General features: G+C 70.0%; 16 protein-coding genes. 10 read left to right on the top strand and 6 right to left on the bottom strand.

The genetic code is table 11. The features are described from left to right. Nucleotides 1–29 precede the first annotated feature (29 nt). Nucleotides 30–1025, top strand: coding sequence for a LysR substrate-binding domain-containing protein (locus AACL56_RS30475; RefSeq protein WP_339093820.1), 996 nt, complete (start codon nt 30–32; stop codon nt 1023–1025). A gap of 15 nt (nt 1026–1040) precedes the next feature. Here AACL56_RS30475 and AACL56_RS30480 read toward each other — a convergent pair whose 3' ends face one another. Continuing rightward, on the bottom strand, nt 1041–1967 hold the full coding sequence (locus AACL56_RS30480; protein WP_339093821.1) for a LysR family transcriptional regulator: 927 nt from the start codon (nt 1965–1967) through the stop codon (nt 1041–1043). Nucleotides 1968–2094: 127 nt separating this feature from the next. Between AACL56_RS30480 and AACL56_RS30485 the strand changes: the two genes are divergently transcribed. Next, on the top strand, nt 2095–3516 hold the full coding sequence (locus tag AACL56_RS30485; protein ID WP_339093822.1) for an aldehyde dehydrogenase family protein: 1422 nt from the start codon (nt 2095–2097) through the stop codon (nt 3514–3516). 18 nt (nt 3517–3534) lie between these two features. Here AACL56_RS30485 and prpR read toward each other — a convergent pair whose 3' ends face one another. Continuing rightward, nucleotides 3535–5502 carry a propionate catabolism operon regulatory protein PrpR gene (gene prpR / locus AACL56_RS30490; protein WP_339093824.1) on the bottom strand — a complete coding sequence of 656 codons (1968 nt, stop codon included), beginning with the start codon at nt 5500–5502 and terminating at the stop codon, nt 3535–3537. Between the two features lie 260 nt (nt 5503–5762). On the opposite strand from prpR, the gene AACL56_RS30495 reads away from it, so the two are divergent. The 3 genes from AACL56_RS30495 (at nt 5763) to AACL56_RS30505 (ending at nt 8957) form a co-directional block, all read left to right on the top strand. Further along, nucleotides 5763–6740 carry a tripartite tricarboxylate transporter substrate binding protein gene (locus tag AACL56_RS30495; protein WP_339093826.1) on the top strand — a complete coding sequence of 326 codons (978 nt, stop codon included), beginning with the start codon at nt 5763–5765 and terminating at the stop codon, nt 6738–6740. A gap of 5 nt (nt 6741–6745) precedes the next feature. Beyond that, complete coding sequence (locus AACL56_RS30500; RefSeq protein WP_425337095.1) at nt 6746–7624, top strand: isocitrate lyase/PEP mutase family protein; 879 nt, start codon at nt 6746–6748, stop codon at nt 7622–7624. Between the two features lie 154 nt (nt 7625–7778). Then, nucleotides 7779–8957 carry an ABC transporter substrate-binding protein gene (locus AACL56_RS30505; RefSeq protein ID WP_339093828.1) on the top strand — a complete coding sequence of 393 codons (1179 nt, stop codon included), beginning with the start codon at nt 7779–7781 and terminating at the stop codon, nt 8955–8957. A 232-nt stretch (nt 8958–9189) separates the two neighbouring features. On the opposite strand, the gene AACL56_RS30510 is transcribed toward AACL56_RS30505, so the two are convergent. Beyond that, nucleotides 9190–11346, bottom strand: a complete 2157-nt coding sequence (locus AACL56_RS30510) for a glycoside hydrolase family 3 N-terminal domain-containing protein (RefSeq protein ID WP_339093830.1) — start codon at nt 11344–11346, stop codon at nt 9190–9192. 126 nt (nt 11347–11472) lie between these two features. Between AACL56_RS30510 and AACL56_RS30515 the strand changes: the two genes are divergently transcribed. Genes AACL56_RS30515 through AACL56_RS30530 form a run of 4 tightly spaced genes read left to right on the top strand, consistent with a single transcriptional unit; the run spans nt 11473 to nt 18210 of the window. Continuing rightward, entirely contained in the window at nt 11473–12768 is a 1296-nt protein-coding gene (locus AACL56_RS30515; protein WP_339093832.1) for a glucoamylase family protein, read from the top strand. Continuing rightward, the gene (locus AACL56_RS30520; protein WP_339093834.1) at nt 12768–14165 is read left to right on the top strand and encodes a glycoside hydrolase family 15 protein; all 1398 of its coding nucleotides are present in this window, start codon (nt 12768–12770) and stop codon (nt 14163–14165) included. The genes AACL56_RS30515 and AACL56_RS30520 overlap by 1 nt, the downstream gene beginning before the upstream one ends. Continuing rightward, nucleotides 14162–15931, top strand: a complete 1770-nt coding sequence (locus tag AACL56_RS30525) for an ABC transporter ATP-binding protein/permease (RefSeq protein WP_339093836.1) — start codon at nt 14162–14164, stop codon at nt 15929–15931. The genes AACL56_RS30520 and AACL56_RS30525 overlap by 4 nt, the downstream gene beginning before the upstream one ends. Beyond that, nucleotides 15928–18210, top strand: coding sequence for a CocE/NonD family hydrolase (locus tag AACL56_RS30530; protein ID WP_339093838.1), 2283 nt, complete (start codon nt 15928–15930; stop codon nt 18208–18210). The genes AACL56_RS30525 and AACL56_RS30530 overlap by 4 nt, the downstream gene beginning before the upstream one ends. A 3-nt stretch (nt 18211–18213) precedes the next feature. Here AACL56_RS30530 and AACL56_RS30535 read toward each other — a convergent pair whose 3' ends face one another. After that, nucleotides 18214–19851 carry an alpha-amylase family glycosyl hydrolase gene (locus AACL56_RS30535; protein ID WP_339093840.1) on the bottom strand — a complete coding sequence of 546 codons (1638 nt, stop codon included), beginning with the start codon at nt 19849–19851 and terminating at the stop codon, nt 18214–18216. 388 nt (nt 19852–20239) lie between these two features. Here AACL56_RS30535 and AACL56_RS30540 point away from each other — a divergent pair, with 388 nt between their 5' ends. Next, nucleotides 20240–21511, top strand: coding sequence for an epoxide hydrolase family protein (locus tag AACL56_RS30540; protein WP_425337111.1), 1272 nt, complete (start codon nt 20240–20242; stop codon nt 21509–21511). Between the two features lie 128 nt (nt 21512–21639). Here AACL56_RS30540 and AACL56_RS30545 read toward each other — a convergent pair whose 3' ends face one another. Next, nucleotides 21640–22431 (bottom strand): SDR family NAD(P)-dependent oxidoreductase, encoded by a 792-nt coding sequence (locus AACL56_RS30545; RefSeq protein WP_339093844.1) that lies wholly within the window; start codon nt 22429–22431, stop codon nt 21640–21642. A 68-nt stretch (nt 22432–22499) separates the two neighbouring features. Continuing rightward, nucleotides 22500–23447 (bottom strand): alpha/beta fold hydrolase, encoded by a 948-nt coding sequence (locus AACL56_RS30550; RefSeq protein ID WP_339093846.1) that lies wholly within the window; start codon nt 23445–23447, stop codon nt 22500–22502. Between the last annotated feature and the right edge of the window lie 104 nt (nt 23448–23551).

The raw sequence follows: 23551 nt of genomic DNA on the forward strand, positions 1-23551 counted from the left end.
GCACACCATTCAACTCACGGAGACACGCGATGAGCATCGGCCGCATGGACCTCAACCTGCTCAAGGTGTTCGACGCGGTCTACGAAGACCGCAACCTGGTGCTCGCGGGACGCCGCCTCAACCTGAGCCAGTCGGCGGTGAGCCATGCGCTCACGCGGCTGCGCGAGCTGGTGGGCGACGAACTGTTCCTGCGCACCGGCAAGGGCATGGCGCCCACCGGCCGCGCGATGGCGATGGCGCCCGCGCTGCGCGACGCGCTGCGCCGCATCGAGGCCGCGCTGGGCGTGGAGCCGTTCGCACCCGCGCAGTCGGCACGCCGCTTCGTGATCGCGGCGAACGACCATGTCACCGCGGTCATCGTGGCGCCGCTGTCGCGCGAACTGCAGCAGTCGGCGCCCGGCGTGGACCTGGTGATCCGGCCTTCCACGCGGCTGGACCTTGCCGAGCAGATCGACCTGGGCCGCATCGATCTGGCCATCGGCATCTTTTCGCAGGTGCCGGCCCGGCTCAACACGCGCACGCTCATGTCGCAGGGCGAGGTGATCCTGATGCGCAAGGGGCACCCGGCCTCGCGGCGCAAGCTGCAGGTGAAGGACCTCGCGCGCTACCCGCTGGTGACCATCTCGGTGGGCGGGCAGGAGGAGGGCGCGGTCGACGGTTTCATCCTCGAGCGCGGACTGGCGCGCCAGTCGGAGATGTTCGACCGCCATGCCCTCGGCGAAGCGCTGCACGCCACCGGCCTGCCGCCGCGACTGCGCGTGACGGTGCCGCATTCGCTGGCCATTCCCGCGCTGCTGCGCGACACCGACATGCTGTCGATCGTGCCGGCGTCGCTGGCGAAGGCGCTCGCGCGCAGCAGCGACCTGCTGATGCGCCAGCCGCCTTACAGCGCGGGCCGCACGATCACGCGGGCCGTCTGGCACCGGCGCAACGACCATGACGCGGGCCATGCGTGGCTGCGCGAACGCGTGGCGGCCGTGGCGTCGGCCGCAGACGTTCCCGGTGCGGCGGCCGAGAAGGCCTGAGCGGACGACTGCGCTTCAGCCTTGCCGCTTCGCCGTCCGCTGGCGGCGGTCCTCGACCAGCTCGTGGATCAGGTCGACGAGCGCGCGCAGCCCCGCCGGCAGGTGGCGGTGACCGGAGTAGTACAGGCACAGCCCCGGCGCGGGCGGCGTCCATGCATCGAGCACGCGCACCAGCCGGCCGCTGGCCAGGTCGTCCGCCACGTACCAGTGCGCCAGCTGGGCGAGGCCGGTGCCCTGGCGCGCCGCCTCAAGCATCAGCATGGGCGCATCGAGCACCAGCGGCCCGGGCACTTCCATGCTCAGCGTCTTGCCCCTGCGCGCGAACTCCCACGGCGAAGGCATGCCGCTGGGCAGCCGGGCGCGGATGCAGGCGTGCTGCGACAGGTCGGCCGGCCTGGCCGGCGGCGGACGCTTGCTGAAATATTCGGCCGAACCCACCACGGTCATCGGCACGTCCTCGGTGATGGGCACGCGGATCATGTCGCGCGGCACCAGCGAGCTGGCGCGCAGCCCGGCGTCGAAGCCCTCGCCGATGATGTCCACCATGCGTCCCTCGGTCACGATGTCGACCGTCATGCCGGGGTAGCGCCGCAGGAACTCCAGCACGATGGGCTGGAACACCATCAGCGCCGCGCCCAATGAGCTGTTGATGCGCAGCGTGCCGCCGGGCGTGGCCTTGCTGTCGCTCACCGCGGCCATCGCGTCGCGGATGTGCGTCACCGCGGGCCCGATCTGCTCCACGAACCGGTGACCCGCCTCGGTGAGGGACACGCTGCGCGTGGTGCGATGGAACAGCCGCGCGCCGAGCCGGGCCTCGAGGTTGGCGACGGCATTGCTCACCGCGGTGGTCGACATCTCGAGCTCGACCGCGGCGGCTGCAAAGCCGCGCCGCCGCGCCACTGCCAGCACCACCTCGAGTTCGGTCAGTCCGCTCTTGTGCATTGTTCCGGTTTTCGTGATGACTCGTCCATGTTTCATCATATTCCCAGAACAATCGACGCTGCCTAGACTTCGTTCCATGCACTCAGATTCACTGGCATTTCAACCCACGCAAAGGCAAGGCATCACCATGTGGAACATCGACAAGGCATACATCGACGGCGCGTTCGTCCCCGTGCAGGGCAGCGAGGTGGTGGAGGTGCTCGACCCCTCGACCGAGCAGCGCATCGGCACCGCCACCCTGGGCAACCGCGACGACGCGAAGCGCGCGATCGCCGCGGCGGTCCGCGCGCAGAAGGCACTGCGCCGCACCGGCAAGGCCGAGCGCATCGACATGCTCGAACACCTCTCGGCCGCGGTGCTGGCGCGCACCGAGCAGATTCGCGACGTCACCATCGAGGAGTACGGCGGCCCACTGGCGCGTGCGCAATGGGTGAGCCAGTACGCCTCGCAGTGCTTCGCCGGTGCGGCGAAGACGCTGGCGGCCTACGACCTCACGCGCCGCATCGGCGAAGCCACCGTGATCATGGAGCCGGTCGGCGTGGCGGGCCTCATCGCGCCCTGGAACAGCACGGCGGGCACGGCCTGCAGCAAGCTGGCCTCGGCGATCGCGGCCGGCTGCGCCACGGTCATCAAGCCGAGCGAGCTGAGCCCCATCCAGTCGCAGGTGGTGGCGGAGGCATTGCACGATGCGGGCCTGCCGGCCGGCGTCTTCAACATCCTGCTGGGCCGCGGCACCGACGTGGGCGACGAGATCAGCACCAGCCCCGACATTGCCAGGATCTCGTTCACCGGCTCGACGGCCACGGGCAAGTTCATCGCGCGCGCGGGCATCGACACCATGAAGCGCGTGAGCCTTGCGCTCACCGGCAAGTCGGCCACCGTCGTGCTGGACGACGCCGACCTGGCCGCCGTGCTGCCGCAGGCCCTGAACGTGGCCTTCATGAACAACGGCCAGGCCTGCGTCGCGGGCACGCGCCTGCTGGTGCCGCGCTCGAAGATGAAGGAAGTGCGCGAGCGCATCGCCGCCATCGTCGCGGGCCTGCGCGTGGGCGATCCGCGCGATCCGGCCACGGCCATTGGGCCGCTCGCCAGCAAGGCGCAGTACGAGCGCATCCAGCGCTTCATCCGCCGCGGGCTGGAGCAGGGCGCCACGCTGGTGGCGGGCGGCGAGGGCCGGCCGGAGGGGCTGGAGCGCGGCTGGTACGTCAGGCCCACGGTGTTTGCCGACGTGCGCAACGACATGGAGATCGCCCGCGAGGAAATCTTCGGGCCGGTGCTGTCGGTCATCGCGTACGAGGACGAAGACGAGGCAATCGGCATCGCCAACGACTCGGCCTACGGGCTGCAGGCCTACGTGTTCTCTTCGCAACCCGCGCGCGCCCACCGCGTGGCGTCGCAGTTGCAGGCCGGCTCGGTGCTGGTGAACCGCATCGCGCCCGAGCTGCTGGCCCCTTTCGGCGGCGTGAAGCAGTCGGGCGTGGGCCGCGAGTTCGGTGTGTTCGGCATGGAGGCGTTCATGGAGCCGAAGACGATCGTCGAGGCGCAGTGAGCCTGTGGCGCGCGCGGATCAGCCGCGCGTCTTCTTCGGCGCGGCGCGCGGTGCCTTCGCCGGCATCCCGCCTTCTGCAGGCTTCGCTGCCGCCCCTTCGTCGCGCAGCCGCCGCCACAGCGTCGCGCGGCTGATGCCCAGCACGGCGCAGGCCTGCGCCTGGTCGCCGTGCACCGACTGCAGCACCTCGTGCACGCGGCGGAGTTCGGCGGCGCGGCGTGCGCCTTTCAGCAGGCGATCGCGCACGGGCGCCGGACGCGCCTGCGCGCATTCTGGGAACACCTCCAGCAGCCGTGCAGGGTCGAGCGTGCCATCCGGCGCCAAGTAGCCGTTGCACGCCAGCAAGCGTTCGACCATGTTCTCGAGTTCGCGCACATTGCCGGGCCACGCGTAGCCCGCAGCCAGTTCGAGCAGGGCCGCGAGCCACGCCGAGGCCTGCGCGGACGGTACGCCGGCCCTGGCCGCACGGCGCGCCATCAGGTCGGCGGCGAGCAGTGCGATGTCGCTGCCGCGCTCGCGCAGCGGCGGCGTCCCGATGCGCAGCACCGCGAGCCGGTAGTAGAGATCGCGCCGGAACAGCCCGCGGTCGACCTGGGCTGCCAGGTCGGCATGGGTGGCGGCGATCACGCGCAGGTCGACCGGCACCGCGGCCGTCGCGCCCAGCCGCAGCACCTCGCGCTCCTGCAGCACGCGCAGCAGCCGCGTCTGCAGCGCCAGCGGCATGTCGCCGATCTCGTCGAGAAACAGGGTGCCGGTGTGCGCCGCCTCGACCAGTCCGGTCTTGCCGCCGCGCCGCGCGCCGGTGAAGGCGCCTTCCTCGTAGCCGAACAGTTCGCTCTCGAGCAGGCTTTCGCCGAGCGCGGCGCAGTTGACGGCCAGGAAGGGCTGGCTCGCGCGGCGGCTCGCGGTGTGGATGCCCTGCGCCACCAGCTCCTTGCCGGTGCCGCTCTCGCCGACGATGAGCACGGTGGCGTCGCTCGCCGCGCACTGCGCGGCCAGTTCGCGCACGCGGCGCGCGGCGGGGCTGTCCCCGGCGAAGGCCTCGAGCCGGTAGCGTGCGGGCGCGCCGCGCTGCCGCTGGTTGGCGCGCAGGTGGCGGTCGGCGCGCTGGATCGCCGCCGGGTCGCGGCACACGAGCAGGGCGCCGGTGACCTCGCCGGCTTCCACGATGGGCGCGCGCCGCACCACCAGCGTTCGCGTGCCGATCTGCAGCACCTCGTCGGCCGGTGCCTCGCGCAGGTGCAGCGTGGCGCCGAGGTCGAGCACGGGTTCGACGTCGCCCAGCACGCGGCCTGCGAGCTCCGTGGCGGCAACGCCCATCAGCTCCGCCATGGCCGGGTTCAGCGCCTCGATGCGCTGGTGCAGGTCGACCGCGATCACGCCGTCCTGCAGCTGGCTCAGCACGGTGTTGAGCCGTTCGTGGCGCGCGCGGTCGGCGCGGCCGAGGCGCGCGAGGTGGATCGCGTCTTCCAGCGCCTGCCGCACGGCGTCGTCCGAGTACATCAGCACGCTGGCGATGCCGGCCTGCTCCGCGAGGTCCGAGACCAGGCCCGGCGCGACCACGGCGCCGACACCGGCGGCGCGCAGCGCCTCCACGCAGGCGGGCGCGTCGCCGGGACCGCGGTAGCTGAACTGGGCGATGCCCATGCCGAAGAGCGCGTCGAGCTGCGCCAGGTGCTCCGAAGGACCGTCGAACGACACCAGCCCCACGCGCGGGGAAATGGCTCGCGCGGCCGCCAGCGCGCGCATCAGGTCGAAGCCGCGGACCTCGACCATGGCCACCGGAATGTCGAGGTGGCGGCGCAGCCATTCGCCGCTGGCGCCGGCCGCCACGATGGCATCGACCGGCGCACGCGCGTGCAGCGCGCGCACGGCGTCCACCGCCTCGTCGAAGGCATGCGCGACCAGTTCGACCTGCGCCTGGGCCGCCACCGCGGGCGCCAGCCGGGCCAGCACGCGGCCCAGCCGGTGGCGGGCCACGGCCACGATGCGGGGCGGGCGGAGTGCGGAGGGCGCGGAAATGGGGCGGCGGCGTTCATCTCGCGGATTCTATGGTTTCAAAAATGAAATGAAATTGAAACAAGATGCCTGCCTGAATCGCCTGAGGGTTTGAAAAATTCCTTTTGAATCAAGGACTTGGGTATGGACTGCGAGATGCGCGTGCATATGGCACGGCGTTTGCGCCTTTGTGGCGAGGCCTTCGCATGAAGGGCCTCCATCCGTTCAAGAACCCAAGGAGCCACAACATGAACGTCCGCCGTCTTTCCCTGCTGAGCTGCGCCGCCGCCGCGGCGCTGGCCTGCGCGCTGCCTTTCGGCGCACACGCGCAGGGCTGGCCCACCAAGCCGATCCGCCTCGTCGTGCCGTTTTCCGCCGGCGGCGCCAACGACCTGATGGCGCGCGCCGCCGCCGAGGGCGCATCGAAGCAGCTCGGCCAGCCGGTGGTGATCGACAACAAGCCCGGCGCGGGCGCGATCCTCGGCGCCGACGTGGTCGCCAAGAGCGCGCCCGACGGCTACACCTTCCTGGTGAGCGCGGCCGGCGTGGTGTCGAACAGCATGATCAAGAAGAACATGCCCTACAAGGACGACGCGCTGGTGCCGGTGGCCATGATCGCGCTGGCGCCCTCGGTGGTGGTGGTGCCGGCCAACGCGCCGTACAAGGACCTCAAGGAGTTCGTCGCCGCGTCGAAGAAGTCGGGCAACGGCTTCCACTGGGCCACGGCCGGCACCGGCAGCACGCCGCATTTCGTCGAAGGCATCCTGGAGACCAAGTACGGCGGCAAGCTCGACGTGGTGCCCTACAAGAGCGGCTCGGAGTCGATCACCGCGGTGCTCGGCAACCAGGTCGAGGCCACGTCGGAGGCCAGCATCGTGGTGCTGCCCTACCTGAAGAGCGGCAAGCTCAAGGCGCTGGCCGGCACCTGGACGCAGCGCATCTCGGCCTACCCCGATCTGCCGACCGCATCGGAAGAAGGCTTCCCCGACATCCGCATCGCGCACTGGGCCGGCGTGCACGCGCCGCGCGGCACGCCCGACGCCATCCTCGACAAGATGGCTGCGGCCATCGACGCCGCCATGAAATCGCCCGAGACGGCCAAGCGCCTGAAGGACATGGGCATCGAGCCCATCGGCGGCACGCGCGCCAGCTTCACGAAGTTCGTCGACGAGGAGCGTTCGCGCCTCGGCGGCGTGGTCAAGGCCACCGGCATGAAGGAAGACTGAGCAGCATGAACGAGACCCCGACCCTGTCCCCCAGGAAGGCCCTGCGCCGGCTCGCCGAGGCGCGCCGCGGCGTGCTGGTGCCGGGCGCATTCAACGCCATGTCGGCGCGCATCGTCGAAGACCTGGGCTTCGAGGCGCTCTACGTCACCGGCGCGGGCGTGACCAACATGTACCTCGGGCTGCCCGACCAGGCCTTCATGGGCCTGCACGAGATCGCCGACCACACCGCGCGCATCCGCGACGCGGTGAACCTGCCGCTGCTCGTCGATGCCGACACCGGCTTCGGCAATGCGCTCAACGTGCGGCACACGGTGCGCGTGCTCGAGCGTGCGGGCGCCGACTGCATCCAGCTCGAGGATCAGGTGAGCCCGAAGCGCTGCGGTCATTTCTCGGGCAAGGCCGTGATCGAGACCGACGAGATGCTCGGCAAGATCAAGGCCGCGGTCGACGCCCGGCACGACAGCGACCTGCTCGTCATGGCGCGCACCGATGCGGCCGCCGTGCACGGCTTCGAGGCCGCGATCGAACGCGCGCAGAAGTTCGCGGAGGCGGGCGCCGACATCCTGTTCGTGGAGGCCGTCACGCAGGCCGAGGAAGTGCGTGCGATGCCGCAGCGCCTGGGCAAGCCGCAGCTCATGAACATGGTGATCGGCGGCCGGACGCCGACCTTCGGCGCGCAGGAACTCGGCGAGCTGGGCTACGGCTTCGTGCTGTACGCCAACGCCGCGCTGCAGGGCGCCGTGGCCGGCATGCAGAAGGCGCTCACCGTGCTGCGCGACCACAGGCGCCTGGACGAAGACCCGGCGCTGGTCGCGCCCTTCGCCGAACGCCAGCGCCTGGTGGGCAAGCCGGACTGGGACGCGCTGGAGCGGCTCTACGTGTGAGCCTGCGGGCGCGGTAGCCCGGCTGCCGCGCGGAATCAAGAGTTGAAACCCTTTTTGTCGTTCCTGGCGAAACACTGTCACTCAAAAGACAAGGCCAGGAGCCCGGCGAGCCCCAGCATCCGGCGCCCGTCAACAAGAATGAGGAGACAACTCGATGACCGACGCATCGGCACATTCGTTCAACCGCCGCCGGGCCGCGCTGGCCCTGGCCGCCGCAGCGGCAGCCGGCGTGGCCGCGTGGCCTGCACGGGCCGCGCCGGCGCCGGCCAAGGACGCCGGCAAGGACAGCGGAGATATCGTCATCGGCCAGAGCGCGCACCTGAGCGGCCCGCTCGCGCCCACGCTGAAGGCCGTGCTGCGCGGGCAGGACATGGCGCTGGCCGAGTTCAACCGCAAGGGCGGCGTCGGCGGACGCCAGGTGAGCCTCGTCACGCTCGACGACGCCTATGACGCGCAGAAGACGGTGTCGAACGTCAAAGAGCTGCTCGCGCGGCCGGACGTCGTTGCGCTCTTCGGCCTGACGAACACCGCCGGCATCGCGGCCGCGCTGCCGCTGGTGGCCGAGAGGAAGGTGCCGCTGATCGGCGTCTACAGCGGGTCTCCGGTGCTGCGCGCCCCGCACAACCCGTACTTCTTCACCACCATGGCGAGCTACCGCGACGAGGTGGTGCAGATGGTGCGCAACCTGGTCACGCTGCACCAGTCGGAGATCGGCCTCGTCTACCAGAACAGCCCGTTCGGCCAGCTGATGGCGCCCGTGGTGGAGGAAAGCTGCAGGGAGCTCGGTGCCACGCTGGTGGCCAAGGTGCCGCTCGAAGTCAGCGGCAGCGACTCGGTGGCGGCCGTGACCGCGCTGGCCGCCGCGAAACCGCGGGCGCTGATCTTCATGTCGTTCGGGCCGTCGATGGTGCCTTTCGTGAAGGCGGCCCGGCAACGCATTGCCGCGCCGATCTACTGCGTGAGCATCGCGAACTCGCGCACGCTGATCGAGGCGCTCGGCGACGATGCGCGCGGCCTGGCCATCGCGCAGATCGTGCCGTATCCGTTCCGCGCCACCTCCGCGCTGGTGCGCAGCTATCACGCGGCCATGGCCTCGGCCGACCTGCCGCCGGACTACGACCACTTCTTCGGCTACCTCAATTTCACGGTGCTGCTCGAAGGCCTGAAGCGCGCGGGCAAGGGCGTGACGCCGCAGAAGCTCGTGGCTGCGATGGAGGGCATGCACATGCTCGACATCGGAGGCTACACGGTCGACTACAGCCCCGGGAACCACCACGGATCGAAGTTCGTCGAGCTGGTGATGGTGGCGCCGGGCGGCAAATACCTGCGCTGAAACGGCGCGAACCCAGTTCAGGCCGGCTTAAGTTTCGCGGCCGACACTGGCATCGACGGTCGGCTGGCGCTGGTAGAGGGGGCCCACCGGGCACCCGCCCATGGGGGCGGTTCCTCGAAGCCGGCGGTCGTCACACATTCGCGCGTTCGCATGCGGGCCCTTTCCGGAGGCGCCTCGTGCGGACGGCTTGCAGGCGGTGCCGCGGCCTGCGCCGCGGGCCGGCGTCAGCGTCTCAGTACAGCTCGATGGCCTGGCGCAGCAACCCTGCTGGATCGGCGCTCGGCCCGACGAGGATCTCGACCTCGCCCGCCTCGAACACCGGCTGCAGGTCCGGCCCGAGGTAGCGCAGCTCGGCCGCCGGCAGCGCCAGGTTCACCGTGCCGGCCTCGCCGGGCTTCAGCCGCAGCTTGGCGTAGCCCTTGAGCTCCAGCAGCGGCCGGGTCACCCGGCCTAGCTTGCCGCGGGCGAACAGGAAGACGGTTTCCTCCGCCTCGCGCGCACCGTCGTTGCGCAGCGTGACGCTGACCTTGATCGTGTCCTGCTCGCGCGCGCGACGCGGCTCGACCCGAATCCCGTCGTGGCTGAACCGGCCGTAGGTCAGGCCGTGGCCGAAGGCATACAGCGGCGTGTTGTCGACGTCCTGGTACTTGCTCGTGAAATAGTCGGCGGGATTCATCGGCCGGCCCGACGGGCGCTGGCCGAAGAAGACCGGCACCTGACCGATGGCGCGCGGCCAGCTCATCGGCGTGCGGCCGCCGGGGCTTGCCCGGCCCGTGACCACGTCGGCGATCGCGTGGCCGGCTTCGATGCCGAGGAACCACGCGGCCAGCAGCGCATCGGCGTGCTCGGCCAGCCAGGGAACGACGAGCGGGCGGCCCGAGAACAGGATGGCGACGACGGGAATGCCGAGCGCGTGTGCCCGCGCCGTCACCGCTTCGGCCAGCGCCTGCTGCCGGCCGGGAAGCGCGGGCGTGGCCCGGCTCGCGGCCTCGCCGCTCATCGTGGCGCGCTCGCCCAGGCACAGCAGCACGGCGTCGGCGCCTTCGCACAGCGCCACGGCGGCCTCGATGCCGCTGTCTTCGGCGCTGTTGTCGGCGCTCTCGATGGCAACGCCCGGCGCGTGGCGTATGTCGGTCTGCGGCAGCGCGGCGCGCAGGCCGGCCAGCACGCTCACGGCCGGCTCGTGCTCGCCGGCGCCCCACCACGGGCCTTTCATCTCGGTGATCGCGTCGGCCAGCGGCCCGATGACGCACAGCGCCTTCGGCGCCGCAGGCAGGGGCAGCGTGTCGCGCTCGTTCTTCAGCATGACGAGGGACTTGCGCGCTGCGTCGCGCGCCACTGCGTGCCGCTCGGCGACGACCGCCGCGGGCTCCGGCGTCGCGCCGCGGCGGTAGGGATCGTCGAACAGGCCGAGCTGCTCCTTGAGCCGCAGCACGCGGCGCACGCTCGCGTCGATCTCCTCGATGGTCACTCGTCCCTGCTCGAGTGCGACCGGCAGCCCCTTGCGGTAGGCGTCGGCCATCATGTCGATGTCGACGCCGGCCTTCAGCGCCAGCACCGCCGCATCGGCGAGATCGGCCGCGACGCCGTGCCTGATCAGCTCCGCGATCGCGTTGTAGTCGCTGACGATGACGCCGTCCCAGCCCATCTCGCCGCGCAGCCACTCGCGCAGCAGCGGAATGTGCGCCGTCATCGGCACGCCGTTGAGATCGGTGAAGGCCGGCATCAGCGTCGCGACCCCCGCGCGCACCGCCGCCGCGAAGCCCGGCAGGTGCACCTCGTGCAGCGTGCGCTCGGAGATGTCCACGGCCGCGTACTCGCGCCCCGCGGTGACGGCCCCGTAGGCGACGAAATGCTTCGCGCACGCGGCCAGCGATTCGGCCGACGACAGGTCGTCCCCCTGGAAGCCGCGCACCTTGGCCTGCGCGATGCGTGCGTTCAGCCACGGGTCTTCGCCGGGACCTTCCGCGGTGCGGCCCCAGCGCGGATCGCGCGACACGTCGAGCATCGGCGCGAAGGTCATCGCCAGGCCGTCGGCCGCGCCTTCGCGCGCCGCCTCGCGCGCCGTGCGTTCCCAGAGCGCTTCGTCGAAGGCGCCGGCCTCCGCCAGCGGAATGGGGAAGAGCGTGCGATGGCCGTGGATGATGTCCAGGCCGATCAGCAGCGGAATGCCGAGCCGCGACTTCTCGACGGCTAGGCGCTGCATTTCGTGCGTGGGGCCGGCACCGACCATGTTAAGCAGGTTGCCGACGGTGCCGTCGACGATCGACTGCGTGGAGTCTCCCGCGAGCACGGGTCCGGTGACCGTGTAGCCGGAGGCAGTCATCGTCAGCTGACCCAGCTTTTCAGCCAGCGTCATCCGGGCCAGGAGAGTATCGATGCGGCTCATCAGGGATTTCGAATAGAACCCAGGGGGCCTAATGATGGCATGCTGCGGGGAAGCCGTCGGCCGCATGGCGCCGATGTTCGGTGAAACCGCAGGTGACACCCGCGACGAGAACGAAAGGAACCGTGCGTGTTGAAGGACGACAGGAACCCGAAGGCACTGGCAGCCCTGCCCGATGAAGCCTTGATCGAAGCCGTGCAGCGGCAGACCTTCCGCTATTTCTGGGACGGCGCCGATGCCGCCAGCGGCCTGGCGCTCGACCGCCGCACGCTCGTCGCCGCCACGGGGCAAGACCTGCCCGACGACAGGGTCGCGATCGGCGGCACGGGCTTCGGCATCATGGCCATGATCGTCGCGGTGGAGCGCGGCTGGATCACGCGCGATGCGGCGCTGGAGCGGCTGGGACGCATGCGCGACGCGCTCCTGCGCGCCAGGCGCTACCACGGCACCTTCCCGCACTTCATGGACGGGGCGAGCGGCGAGACGATACCGATGAGCCCCAAGGACGATGCGGGCGACCTGGTCGAGACCTCGTTCCTCTGCATGGGCCTGCTCTGCGCACGCCAGTATTTCAGCGAGGACACGGCCGTGGCGCGCAAGCTGCGCGCCGACTTCGACACGCTGTGGCACGAGGTCGAGTGGAACTGGTTCACCCAGGGCGGGCGCGACGTCCTGTACTGGCACTGGAGCCCGAACCACGGCTGGGCCATGAACCACGAGATTCACGGCTGGAACGAGTGCCTCATCACCTACTTCCTGGCCGCGGCCGCGCCGCGCCATGCGATCGATCCGAAGGTCTACCACCGCGGCTTCGCCTCCGGCCCCGACTTCCTCAACGGCCGCTCGTACCACGGCATCGAACTGCCGCTGGGCCCGCCGAACGGCGGCCCGCTGTTCTTCGCGCACTACTCGTTCTGCGGCCTCGACCCACGCGGCCTGAAGGATCGCTACGCCGACTACTGGCAGCTCAACACCCGCCACGTGCAGGTCAACCGCGCGCACTGCGTCGCCAATCCGCGCGGCTTCAAGGGCTACGGCGAATCGTGCTGGGGCCTCACCGCCAGCGACGACCCCGACGGCTACCTCGCGCACGATCCGAACAACGACAACGGCACCATCTCGCCGACGGCCGCGCTGGCCAGCCTGCCGTACGCGCCTGCCGAAGTGATGCGGGTGCTGCGGCATTTCCTCTCGGTTCACGGCGAACGCGTGTGGCGGGACTACGGCTTCATCGACGCGTTCTGCGAAACGCGCGACTGGTTCGCGGACACCTACCTGGCCATCGACCAGGGCCCCATCGTGGTGATGATGGAGAACCACCGCACCGGCCTGCTGTGGAAGCTGTTCATGAGCGTGCCCGAGGTGCAGGCCGGATTGCGCCGCCTGGACTTCAGCAGCCCCCATCTCGGGTCGCCCGAACCGTGATGTCCGGCGCGGCGCAGCGGCCGGACGCGGCCTTCGAGGCCTGGCTCGAAAGGCAGTTGTCCCATTCGGCGAGCGCGATGCTGTCCAGCGTCTCGCCGCTGTCGATCGTCAAGCATCGCGACGGTTTCGGCCAGACCGTGCAGCCGGTCGCCGGTGCCATCGTCGCCTCGCCCGTGCTCGGCAACTACGACCCCGACCCCGACTACTTCTTCCACTGGTTCCGGGATTCCGCGGTGGTCATCGATGCGCTGCGCCTGCTCTACGCCGAGCGGCGCATCGGCGACGAAGCGCTGCAGCACCTGCGCGACTTCACCCGCTTCAGCCTCGCGCTGAACGAACTCGACGGCCGCGCGGTGGCCGCCGTGCAGGACCGGGGCGCGCGCGTGGAGCCGCGGCTGCTGCAGTACCTGCGCGAAGACCAGGACCTCGTGCATGTGCACGGCGACGCCGTCGTCGCCGAGACAAGGGTGAACCCCGACGGCACGCTCGACATCCTCCGGTGGGCGCGCCCGCAGCACGACGGCCCGCCGTTGCGCGCGATCGCACTGCTGCGCTGGGTGGCCGGGGAGCACCTCGACGCGGCCCTGCTGGCCGAGGTTGAACCGCTGATCCGCTTCGATCTCGGCTTCACCCTGCGCCACTGGCGCGAGCCGTCGTTCGACATCTGGGAAGAGGAAAGCGGCCATCACTACTACACGCTGCGCATCTCCGCCGCCGCGCTGGCCGACGGCGCGGCGTGGCTCGAAGGCCTGGGCGAGACGGCACAGGCGCAGCGTTGCCGGGAGGAGTCGTACGCCGTGCTGCGCCTGCTCGATGGCTACTGGGTCGATGAGCGCGAGGCGACGCACGGCTACTACAGCTCGCGCGTGCTGCCGGACGGCCAGCCCAGCCCGAAGGCGCTCGACATCGCGGTGATCCTTTCGGCGATCCACGGCCTCGGCACCGGCATCGACATCCGGGCCGCGCACGGGCCGGCCGATCCGCGCATGCAGGCCACGCTGGCGCGGCTCGACGCGCTGTTCGATGCGGCCTATCCGATCAACCACGGCCGTGCCGCGGGGCGCGGCGCGGCCATGGGCCGCTACGCCGGCGACGTGTACTGCTCCGGCGGTGCGTACTACTTCTCGACGCTCGGCGCCGCCGAGTTCTGCTTCCGCGCCGCGGCGTCGGCGAGCGGCGATGCACGCGGCCGGGACTGGCTGGCGCGCGGCGACGCCTACCTCGCCACCGTGCGCGCGTACACGCCGGACGGCGGCGACCTGTCCGAACAGTTCGACCAGCGCAGCGGCGCGCAGACCTCGGCGAAGCAACTGGCCTGGAGCCACGCCGCATTCATTTCGTGTGTCTCGGCCCGCCGCATCGCAACAGCCGCCTGCCGGGCGCCGCACCAGCGATGAGCGAGAGGCCGGAGACCCGCGTCGAGCCGCTGCCGAAAACCGGCGTGTTCCGCCAGGTCGGCGAGCTGCTCGGCGCCTTGCGGGCGTCCCCGGTCGCGAAGACGCTGCTTGGGCTCGTGGGCGCCATCGTCGTGGTGGTTGCGCTCACGGCCTACGGGCAGATCGAGCTCAACAGCTGGAACAAGCCGTTCTACGACGCGATCTCGCGCCGCGATTTGAACGAATTCGTCGTGCAGGTCGGCGTGTTCGCGATCATCGCGGGCGTGCTGCTGGTGCTGAACGTGGCGCAGCGGTGGCTTGGCGAAACCTTGCAGCTGAAGTTGCGCGAGGCCGTGGTCAACGACCTCGTGGGGCGGTGGCTGCAGCCGCGCCGGGCGTTCTGGCTCCAGGCCAGCGGCCCGATGGGAGCCCACCCCGACCAGCGCATGCACGACGACACGCTCAAGCTGTGCGACCTGTCGGTCAACCTCGGCGTGGGCCTGCTGCAGGCGGCGATGCTGTTCGGCAGCTTCGCGAGCGTCCTGTGGGTGCTCTCGAAGGACTTCAGCCTGTTCTTCGACGGCAAGGACCACGTGCTGCCGGGCTTCATGCTGTGGGCGGCGATCGCCTATGCGGTCGCGGGCTCGCTGGTCACCTACTGGGTCGGCAACGGCCTGATCTCGCGCAACGCCGAGCGCTATGCGCGCGAAGGCGAACTGCGCTTCTCGCTGACGCGCATCAACGAACACCTCGACGGGATTTCGCTGGCGGGTGGCGAGGGCGACGAGAAGCGCCGCGTCGCCATGCATTTCGGCGACGTGCTGCGCGCCACCTCGCGCGTGGTGATGGGCCTGACCAACCTGACATGGGTCACTGCAGGCTTCGGCTGGGTCACCATCATCGCGCCGACGCTGGTGGCCTCGCCCCTCTACTTCTCGGGCAAGGTCTCGTTCGGCGGGTTGATGATGGCCGCCGCGGCTTTCACGCAGGCGCAGTCGTCGCTGCGCTGGTTCGTCGACAACTTCAGCATCATTGCCGACTGGCGCGCCACGCTGCTGCGCGTGTCCGACCTGCGCCGGATGCTCGCAGCCGACCTGGAGGCGCAGCAGGCCGGCGGCCGCATCGCCTACGAGGAGGGCGAAGCCGGCGCGCTCGCGATCGAAGCGCTCGAGGTCCGCTCGTGGACCGGCTACGACCAGCTCGACGCGCCGGCGCTCGTCGTGCGCCGCGGCCAGTGCCTCCTGATCCTCGGCACGCCGGGCACCGAGAAGACCCTGCTGTTCCGCGCGCTCGCGGGGCTCTGGCCCTGGGGCTCGGGCACCGTGCGCCGGCCCGCGGGCGAGACGATCCACTACATGCCGCGCGGCACACCCTACATTCCGCGCGGCACGCTGTCCGAGGTGCTGTCGTACGCGACGGAACCGGCAAACTATCCGCGTGAGGCCATGGTGGCCGCACTGGCGAGCGTGGGCCTCCAGCGCCTGGAACCATCGCTGAACAAGACCGGGCGCTGGGAAAGCGAGCTCAGCATGGACGAGCAGTTGCGGCTGGGCTTCGCCCGCGTGGTGCTGCAGGCGCCGGCCTGGCTGGTGATGGACGAGGCCTTCAGCGCGTTCGACGACGACTCCCTCGAACTGATCATCGGCGTGCTGGGCGAGCTCACGAACACCGGCATCGTCCACATCGGTTCGCCCGGCGAGGCGCGCGACCGGCTGTTCACGCAGGTGGTGCACCTGGTCAAGGCGCCGGACGCCGCGGACGCGATGTCCGGGGAGCAGCGGGCATGAAGCAGCCCCGGTCGACCGTCAGCCGCGCGCGCCGCGCGCTCATGCGGCTGGCGCTTGCATTGCCCGTCGGGTCGTGGGCGGCGGACTTCGGCTTCCGGCCGCCGCCCGATCCCGACGATGCCTCCACCGCCGAGCTGATGCGGGACCTGGCCCAGCGCATCCTGCCGGTGTACCAGGAGGCGGACACCGACGTCTTCCTGGCCAACGTGACCGCGCTGCAGATCGTGAGCGGCGCCTACCGCGCCGCCTACGACAGCAGCGCTTCGCTGCGCAGCCGCCGGCAGGGCAAGCCGTTCGACGGACTGGTCGAGCGGGCGATCCTCGACGGCATCTACTCGCGTGCGCGTGCACGCGAGGCGGACGATCGGATCGCTTTCGCCGACGCCTACGCGCGGTCGTTCCAGGAACTGGTCGCGCCGCTCGGCAACGCGCAGGCGCAGGCCATCATGGCGCGGCTCGAGATCCCGCCGGCGGTGTTCAGGGAGCCGCTGCAGCAGGCCTTCGACCTCTGGCGCGCGAAGGGCAGCCTGCCCGAGGCCGATGCGCTGGCACTGGTGCGGACCTGGCTTTCGTACCAGTCGCGCCGCAGCTTCGGTGCGCTGCTGCCCGAATTGTTCGCGGCGGAAAACAGCAGCCGCTACACGGCGGAGGCCGGCATCCGGATTCCGGTGCGCGGGGGCGTCATCCATGCGAGCGTGGTGCGGCCCGGCCGCGCGACCGGCCCCCTGCCGGCCCTGCTGCGGTTCACGCTCGATCCCGCCGAGGACGACGCCCGGAGCAGCGCTGCCCGGGGCTACGTGGGCGTCACCGCGTACGTGCGCGGACGCACGCCCGACGGCAAGGGCGCGGTGTGGCCGTTCGTGCGCGACGGCGAGGACGCCGCGGCCGTCATCGACTGGGTGTCCCGGCAGGCGTGGAGCGACGGCCGCGTCTGCATGCTCGGCGACGGCTATTCCGGCTACGCCGCCTGGGCGGCCGCACGCCGGCGGCCGGCCGCGCTCAAGGCCATCGCCACCATCTCGCCGATGGCCCCGGGCATCGACTTCCCGATGGCCGGGCAGATCTTCCGCAACGCGATGGTCCGCTGGGCGCAGGAACATGCGCTGGCCGAGCCCATGCCGGCTGGCATCGCCGCCGATGCGAACCCCGACGCCGCATGGCAGGCACTCGATGCGCGCTGGTACCAGGGTCGCCGCCCCTACTGGGACGTGGACCGCGTCCTGCTGGGCAAGCGCAGCAGGCTGATCCGGACCTGGCTCACGCACCCGAGCCACGACCGCTACTGGCAGAAGTTCCTGCCGTCGGCCGAGCAGTTCGCCCGCATCGACATCCCGGTGCTCAGCTTCGCCGGCTACTACGGCGCCGACGCCGGCGCGCTCTACTACCACCAGGAGCATCTTCGCCACCGGCCCCAGGCCGACACGACGCTGCTCGTCGGGCCCTACGATGCGGCCTCGATCCGGAACGGTACGGGGCCGACGCTGCGCGACTACACGCTCGACCCGACCGCACGCGTCGACCTGCCCGAGCTGCGCTATGCGTGGCTCGACCACATCCTCAACGGCGCGGGCAAGCCGCCGTTGCTGGCGGACCGCGTCAACTACCAGGTGATGGGCACGGACCAGTGGCGCCATGTGCCGGCGCTGAATGCGCCGCAGGCCAACCGGTTGCGCCTGTACCTCGACACCGGCGAGCGCGACGACCCGCACCGCCTGCTGCCCGCGCCCGCCGGGGGCGATGGCAACGCGCGGCTCGCGGTCGATCTCGCCGACCGGAGCGACGTGCGCGTCCCCTGGCCGGACGCGCTGCGCGTGAAGCAGCTGCAGGCGCGCAGCAGCATCAGCTTCGCCAGCGAGCCATTCGCGGAAGCGACCGAGATCGCCGGCAGCCTGCGGGGCGTGTTCGACATCACGCCGTCGCGGCAGGACGTGGACTTCGGCATCTCGCTCTACGAGCAGACGGAGAGCGGCGACTACCAGCTGCTGTTCGAGCCTTACGACTTCCGCGCCAGCTATGCGGGCCATCGCGTGCGCCGCCGGCTCCTGCGGGCCGGCGAACGCCAGCTGCTGCCGTTCACCGTCGAGCGCGTGACGGCATGCAGGATCGCGGCGGGCAGCCGCATCGTGCTGGTGATCGGGATCAACAGGCGGCCCGACCGGCAGGTCAACTACGGCAGCGGCAAGGATGTGAATTCGGAAACCATCGCGGATGCCCGCTGGCCGCTGCGCGTGCGCTGGCACGCGCGCAGCTACGTCGAGATCCAGGCCGGCCCGCCCTGAGCGTTACGGCGCCGCCGGGCCCTTGTCGTCCACGGTGCCGATGACCACGCCCTCGCAGGGCGCCAGCACCAGCGGCCCCTCGATGCCTTCGGCGCGCGCAGGGTCGGTCGATGCCAGCACCACCGGCCGGTGCGGCATCGATGCCGGTGGAATCGGTGCCGGCGTCTCGCCGAAGTTCAGGAGCACCACCAGCCGCTGTCCTTCGTGGTTGCGCGCGAAGGCGAGCACCTCGTCGCCGGCGTCGAGCGCTTCATGGTCGCCGCGGTTCAGCGCAGGCTGCGCGCGGCGCAACGCGATCAGGCGCCGGTGCAGCGCCAGCATCGAGCCGGTGTCGCGCGATTGCGCTTCCACGTTGTTCGTGCGCCAGTCGGCCGCCAGGCGCAGCCACGGCGTGCCGGTCGTGAAGCCCGCCTGCGCGTCGGCGCTCCATTGCATGGGTGTCCGCTCCGGGTCGCGGCCCAGGCCCAGGCCGGGCCTGTTCTTCTCGAACGGGTCCTGCACTTCGTCGGCGGGAATCGCGACGTCCGTCATGCCGATCTCGTCCCCGTAGTAGAGCGTCGGCGTGCCGCGCAGCGTGAGCAGGAGCATGGCCGCGAGCCGCGCCATGCGGGGGCCGACGCGGCTCGCGATGCGGGGCTTGTCGTGGTTGCCCAGCACCCAGTTGGGTTGCGCGCCGGCGGGCAGGGCGGCTTCGTAGTCGCGCACGAAGCGGCGGATGCGCGCGGCCTGCCATTCGGTGGCGATCAGCTCGAAGTTGAAGGGCAGCTGCACCCCCTCGAGCACGCCTTCGGCGTTGCGCCCGTAGTAGGCGACCAGGCGCGGCAGCGGCAGGTAGAGCTCGCCGATCAGCACGCGCGACGATCGCGTGTCGCTGAACGCGTCGACCACGCGGCGCATCTCGGCCACGATCGGCTGCACCTCCGGCAGGTCGGTGTTGTGGAGCATCAGCCAGCGATGGAACTCGTCCTGGCCCTCGACGAAGTCGGGGTTCGGCGGGTTGTCGCGCAACTGTGCGTCCTTCACGATCTGCGAGAGCACGTCGACGCGGAATCCGTCGACACCGCGCCGCAGCCAGAAGCGCAGCACCTCGTACATCGCCTCGCGCACTTCGGGGTTGCGCCAGTTGAGGTCCGGCTGCTCCTTCAGGAACGAATGGCCGTAGTACTGGCCGGTGACCGGGTCGAAGGTCCAGGCCGGTCCGCCGAAGTTGCTGATCCAGTTGTTGGGCGGCCCGCCGTCCGGGGCCGGGTCGCGCCAGATGTACCAGTCGCGCCGCGGGTCGCTGCGCGCGCTGCGGCTCTGCACGAACCACGGATGCCGGTCCGACGTGTGGTTGGGCACGAAGTCCAGGATGATCCTGATCCCTCGCGCATGCGCCTCCTGCACGAGCGCATCGAAGCCGTCCAGCGTGCCGAAGCGCGGATCGATGGCGCAGAAGTCGGAGATGTCGTAGCCGAAGTCGGCCATCGGCGAGGGATAGATCGGCGAGATCCACACGGCATCGATGCCGAGCGAGACCAGGTGGCCCAGCCGGGCGCGGATTCCGTCGAGGTCTCCGATGCCGTCGCCGTTGCTGTCCTGGAACGAACGCGGGTAGACCTGATAGACGATTCCGCACTTCCACCAGTCGTCGGCTGACATCTTGATCCCTTCTGCTTGGTTGCGAGCGGGTTCATTGTCTGCAGAAAGCGGCCCTTCGTGGCAGCGCCGCGGCTGCCCGCGCGCACCTTCTTTGAAATCTATTGTTCGGGAAACACGGCGAGATACAGAGCGATACGCCGCAGCGTTCGAACGGCAGGCACACCGGCAATAGTCCGGTCCGCAAGTCGTTCCAACCGACCGTCGTCCCCGAGGTCTCGCAGCGCTCACCCGCGTGACCGGCACCCCGCTGCCGATCCTTTTTCTCGTGGCGCGACGGCCGCAACCCGCTCATTCATCAATGGAGATCATTCCCGTGCACATCAACAGAATCACACAACGCAAGCCATCGAAGATCCGGCTCCTGTCTGCCGTCTGCGCGGCCGGCCTCATGGCTGCATCGGGCATCGCCTTTGCCGGCCAGGCCGGCGAAGGCGGCGCGCCCGCCGGGCAGGCATCGAGCCAGTCGGCACCGTCATCGGAGGCGATCCGCCCGTTCAAGGTCCATGTCTCGGACAAGGCCCTGAAGGAGCTGAAAGCCCGCCTGCAGGCCACGCGCTGGCCCGACAAGGAAACCGTGAGCGATGCCTCGCAGGGCGTGCAGCTCGCGAAGCTGCAGCAACTGGTGAAGTACTGGGAAACCGGCTACGACTGGCACAGGCTGGAGGCGCGCCTCAACGCGTTGCCCCAGTTCGTCACGACGATCGACGGCGTGGACGTGCAGTTCATCCACGTGCGCTCGCGCCATCCGAATGCGATGCCGCTCATCCTGACCCACGGATGGCCGGGCTCGCCGCTCGAGTTCATCGACGCGATCGGCCCGCTCACCGGTCCGACCGCCTACGGCGGCAAGGCCGAGGACGCCTTCGACGTCGTGATCCCGGCCATTCCGGGCCATGGATTCTCCAGCCTGCCCAAGGAACTGGGCTGGGGACCCGACCGCGTGGCGCGGGCCTGGGACGTGCTGATGCATCGCGTCGGCTACGACCACTACGTGGCCCAGGGCGGCGACCATGGCTCCGTGATCTCCGATGCCATGGCCCGCCAGAAGCCGCAGGGCCTGCTCGGCATCCACCTGAACATGCCGGCCACCGTGCCGCCCGAACTCGTCAAGGGCATCCACGCCGGCGACGAGCCGCCGGCCAACCTGCCCGACGCGGAACGCACGGCGTACCAGACGCTCAGCAAGTTCTTCGCCCGCAACGCCGCGTACGGCGCCATGATGGTCACGCGGCCACAGACCCTGGGCTACGGACTCAACGATTCGCCGGCCGGCCTCGCGGCGTTCATGTACGAGAAGATCACGGAGTGGACGTACCCCTCCGGAAACGCCGAGGCCGTGCTCGGCCGCGACCGCATCCTCGACGACATCTCGCTCTACTGGCTCACCGGCACCGCCAGTTCGTCGTCGCGCTTCTACTGGGAGAACAACAACAACAACTTCAGCTCCGCCGCGCAGCGGACCACGGAGATCACCGTGCCGGTGGCCATCACGGTCTTCCCGGGCGAGATCTACCGGGCGCCGAAGTCGTGGGCGCAGCGCGCCTACCCGTCGATGTACTACTTCAAGGAAGTCGACCGGGGCGGCCACTTCGCGGCCTGGGAACAACCGCAGCTGTTCGCGGAAGAGATGCGGTCCGCCTTCCGGTCGCTGCGCAAGTAAGGCCGCTGCGCAAGTAAGGTCGCTGCGTTGTGCGGCGCTCGCCGGAGGTGCCGTGCGACCGGCCGCGCTCGTGTCGATGGCGCTCCGGCCGGCACGATGCGGCCGGCCGGGGCGTCATCGCGCCTGTGTCAGAAGGCGCTCTTGACCACGCCGCCGTCGACGCGAAGTGCCGCGCCCGTGGTCGCCGACGCGAGCGGACTTGCCACGTAGGCCACGAGCGAGGCCACTTCCTGCGGCGAGGCGAAGCGCCTGATCAGCGAGGTCGGGCGGACGTGGTCGAAGAACTCCGCCTCGACCTGTTCGAAGGTCTTGTCGCTCGTGCGTGCCATGCCTTCGACGAAGTCGCCGACGCCGCGCGACTTCGTCGGTCCCGGCAGCACGCTGTTGACGGTGATGTTCGTGCCGGCCACCGATTCAGCGAGCCCGCGCGCCACCGCGATCTGCGCGGTCTTCGTCACGCCGTAATGGATCATCTCGGTCGGAATCTGCACCGCGCTCTCGCTCGAGATGAAAATGATCCGTCCCCAGTTCGCGCGCTTCATGTCGGGCAGCACCAGGCGTGCGAGGCGGACGCCGCTCAGCACGTTCACATCGAAGAAGCGCTGCCAGTCCGCATCCGGAATGTCCTCGAAGGCCTTGGGCTCGAAGATGCCCAGGTTGTTGACGAGGATGGCGATGCCGGGGTGGCGGCGCACGAGCTCCTCCGCCACGTGGGCCTGGCTGAGGTCGCCGGCATGGCCGTGCACCGTGCCTCTGGTCTCCGAGCGGATGCGATCCACCGCTTCGTCGATGGACGCTTGCGACCTGCCGTTGACGATGACGCTTGCGCCCTCGGAGGCCAGCGCGTGGGCGATCGCGTAGCCGATGCCGGCCGTGCTGCCGCTTACCAGGGCCAGCTTGCCGTCGAGTTTCAGATCCATGTCGATTCTCCTTGGTTGGTCGGACGACAGTGTCCGTCGGTTGTTGCTGCGCGTGCTGCCTGCATCCGTCAGCCGAGGAAGCTGACCAGTGCCGGAATGACCTGCTCGGGCGCCTCTTCCATCAGCCAGTGCCCGGAGCCCTTGACGATCACGCCCTTCACGTCGGTCGCGACCATCTTGCCCTGTTCGATCAGGAAGGTGCCACCGGCCTTTTCGCCGGAGAGCACCAGCATCGGCATGGGCAGCGGGGTCTTGCCCAGCTCCGCGAATTCCGCCGCGTCCTTCTCGAAGGCCTTGAAGTACTCGAAACCGGCACGCATGCCGCCGGGCTGCGCGTAGGCCCTGGCGTAGAACTGGCGATCGGCTTCGGGCACCGAGTGCTTGGGATCGGCCGCGAAGTCGTTCCAGAAGTGTTCGAAGTAGATGCGCTCGCGTCCCTTCACCAGCGCCAGCGGCGTGGTGCCGTGGAAATGGAAGTGCCACAGGTCGCGCAGCAGCCACACGTTCTGCCACTGGCCGATGCCGGGCAGGAAGGCGTCCATGAGCACGACCTTGTCGGTCTCCGAAGGGAACTGCGCGGCGTACGCATAGGCCACCATCAGGCCGATGTCGTGCCCCACGATGCTGACGTTGCGGATGCCGAGCGACCGGACGAGCTCGTGGATGTCTACGGCCATGTTCTTCTTCTCGTAGCCCGTCTCGGGCTTCGACGAATTGCCCGCGCCCCGCAGGTCGGGCACGACCACGGTGTGCGTCTTCGCCAGCAGCGGCATCAGCGGGTTCCACATGTGGCCGGTCTCGGCATAGCCGTGCAGCAGCACGATGGCCGGACCCTTGCCGCCGATGCGGTAGCTGATGCGGGTGCCGTTCACGTCCGCGCTGCCCGAGCGGAAGCCCGGCACCGTGTCGGCGGCGGTTGCGGCGTTCGCCGTGGAGCCCAGCGTCAGGACGGCGCCGGCGGCGACGGCGCCCGCGATCAGGGCGCGGCGGGAAGGAACGAATTGGCTGTCGGTCATGTCGAGGTCCTTTTCTTTCAGTTTTGAAGCGGTGGCGTGAATTTAAGATTCAGCTTCGCTTTCAGAAAGAGCCCAAAAATGGTTTACTCATTCAGTTTTGCTGA

The sequence above is a fragment of the Variovorax paradoxus genome (genome assembly GCF_902712855.1).
GTDB classification, from domain to species: Bacteria; Pseudomonadota; Gammaproteobacteria; order Burkholderiales; family Burkholderiaceae_C; genus Variovorax; species Variovorax paradoxus_Q.

Bases quoted from the DNA above. Each gene is read 5' to 3' on its own strand.
- AACL56_RS30505 (WP_339093828.1), top strand. From the start codon at position 7,779: ATGACCGACGCATCGGCACATTCGTTCAACCGCCGCCGGGCCGCGCTG.
- AACL56_RS30485 (WP_339093822.1), top strand. From the start codon at position 2,095: ATGTGGAACATCGACAAGGCATACATCGACGGCGCGTTCGTCCCCGTG.
- AACL56_RS30525 (WP_339093836.1), top strand. From the start codon at position 14,162: ATGAGCGAGAGGCCGGAGACCCGCGTCGAGCCGCTGCCGAAAACCGGC.
- AACL56_RS30550 (WP_339093846.1), bottom strand. From the start codon at position 23,447: ATGACCGACAGCCAATTCGTTCCTTCCCGCCGCGCCCTGATCGCGGGC.
- AACL56_RS30540 (WP_425337111.1), top strand. From the start codon at position 20,240: ATGGCTGCATCGGGCATCGCCTTTGCCGGCCAGGCCGGCGAAGGCGGC.
- AACL56_RS30530 (WP_339093838.1), top strand. From the start codon at position 15,928: ATGAAGCAGCCCCGGTCGACCGTCAGCCGCGCGCGCCGCGCGCTCATG.
- AACL56_RS30475 (WP_339093820.1), top strand. From the start codon at position 30: ATGAGCATCGGCCGCATGGACCTCAACCTGCTCAAGGTGTTCGACGCG.
- AACL56_RS30500 (WP_425337095.1), top strand. From the start codon at position 6,746: ATGAACGAGACCCCGACCCTGTCCCCCAGGAAGGCCCTGCGCCGGCTC.
- AACL56_RS30545 (WP_339093844.1), bottom strand. From the start codon at position 22,431: ATGGATCTGAAACTCGACGGCAAGCTGGCCCTGGTAAGCGGCAGCACG.
- AACL56_RS30510 (WP_339093830.1), bottom strand. From the start codon at position 11,346: ATGAGCCGCATCGATACTCTCCTGGCCCGGATGACGCTGGCTGAAAAG.
- AACL56_RS30520 (WP_339093834.1), top strand. From the start codon at position 12,768: ATGTCCGGCGCGGCGCAGCGGCCGGACGCGGCCTTCGAGGCCTGGCTC.
- AACL56_RS30495 (WP_339093826.1), top strand. From the start codon at position 5,763: ATGAACGTCCGCCGTCTTTCCCTGCTGAGCTGCGCCGCCGCCGCGGCG.
- AACL56_RS30480 (WP_339093821.1), bottom strand. From the start codon at position 1,967: ATGCACAAGAGCGGACTGACCGAACTCGAGGTGGTGCTGGCAGTGGCG.
- AACL56_RS30535 (WP_339093840.1), bottom strand. From the start codon at position 19,851: ATGTCAGCCGACGACTGGTGGAAGTGCGGAATCGTCTATCAGGTCTAC.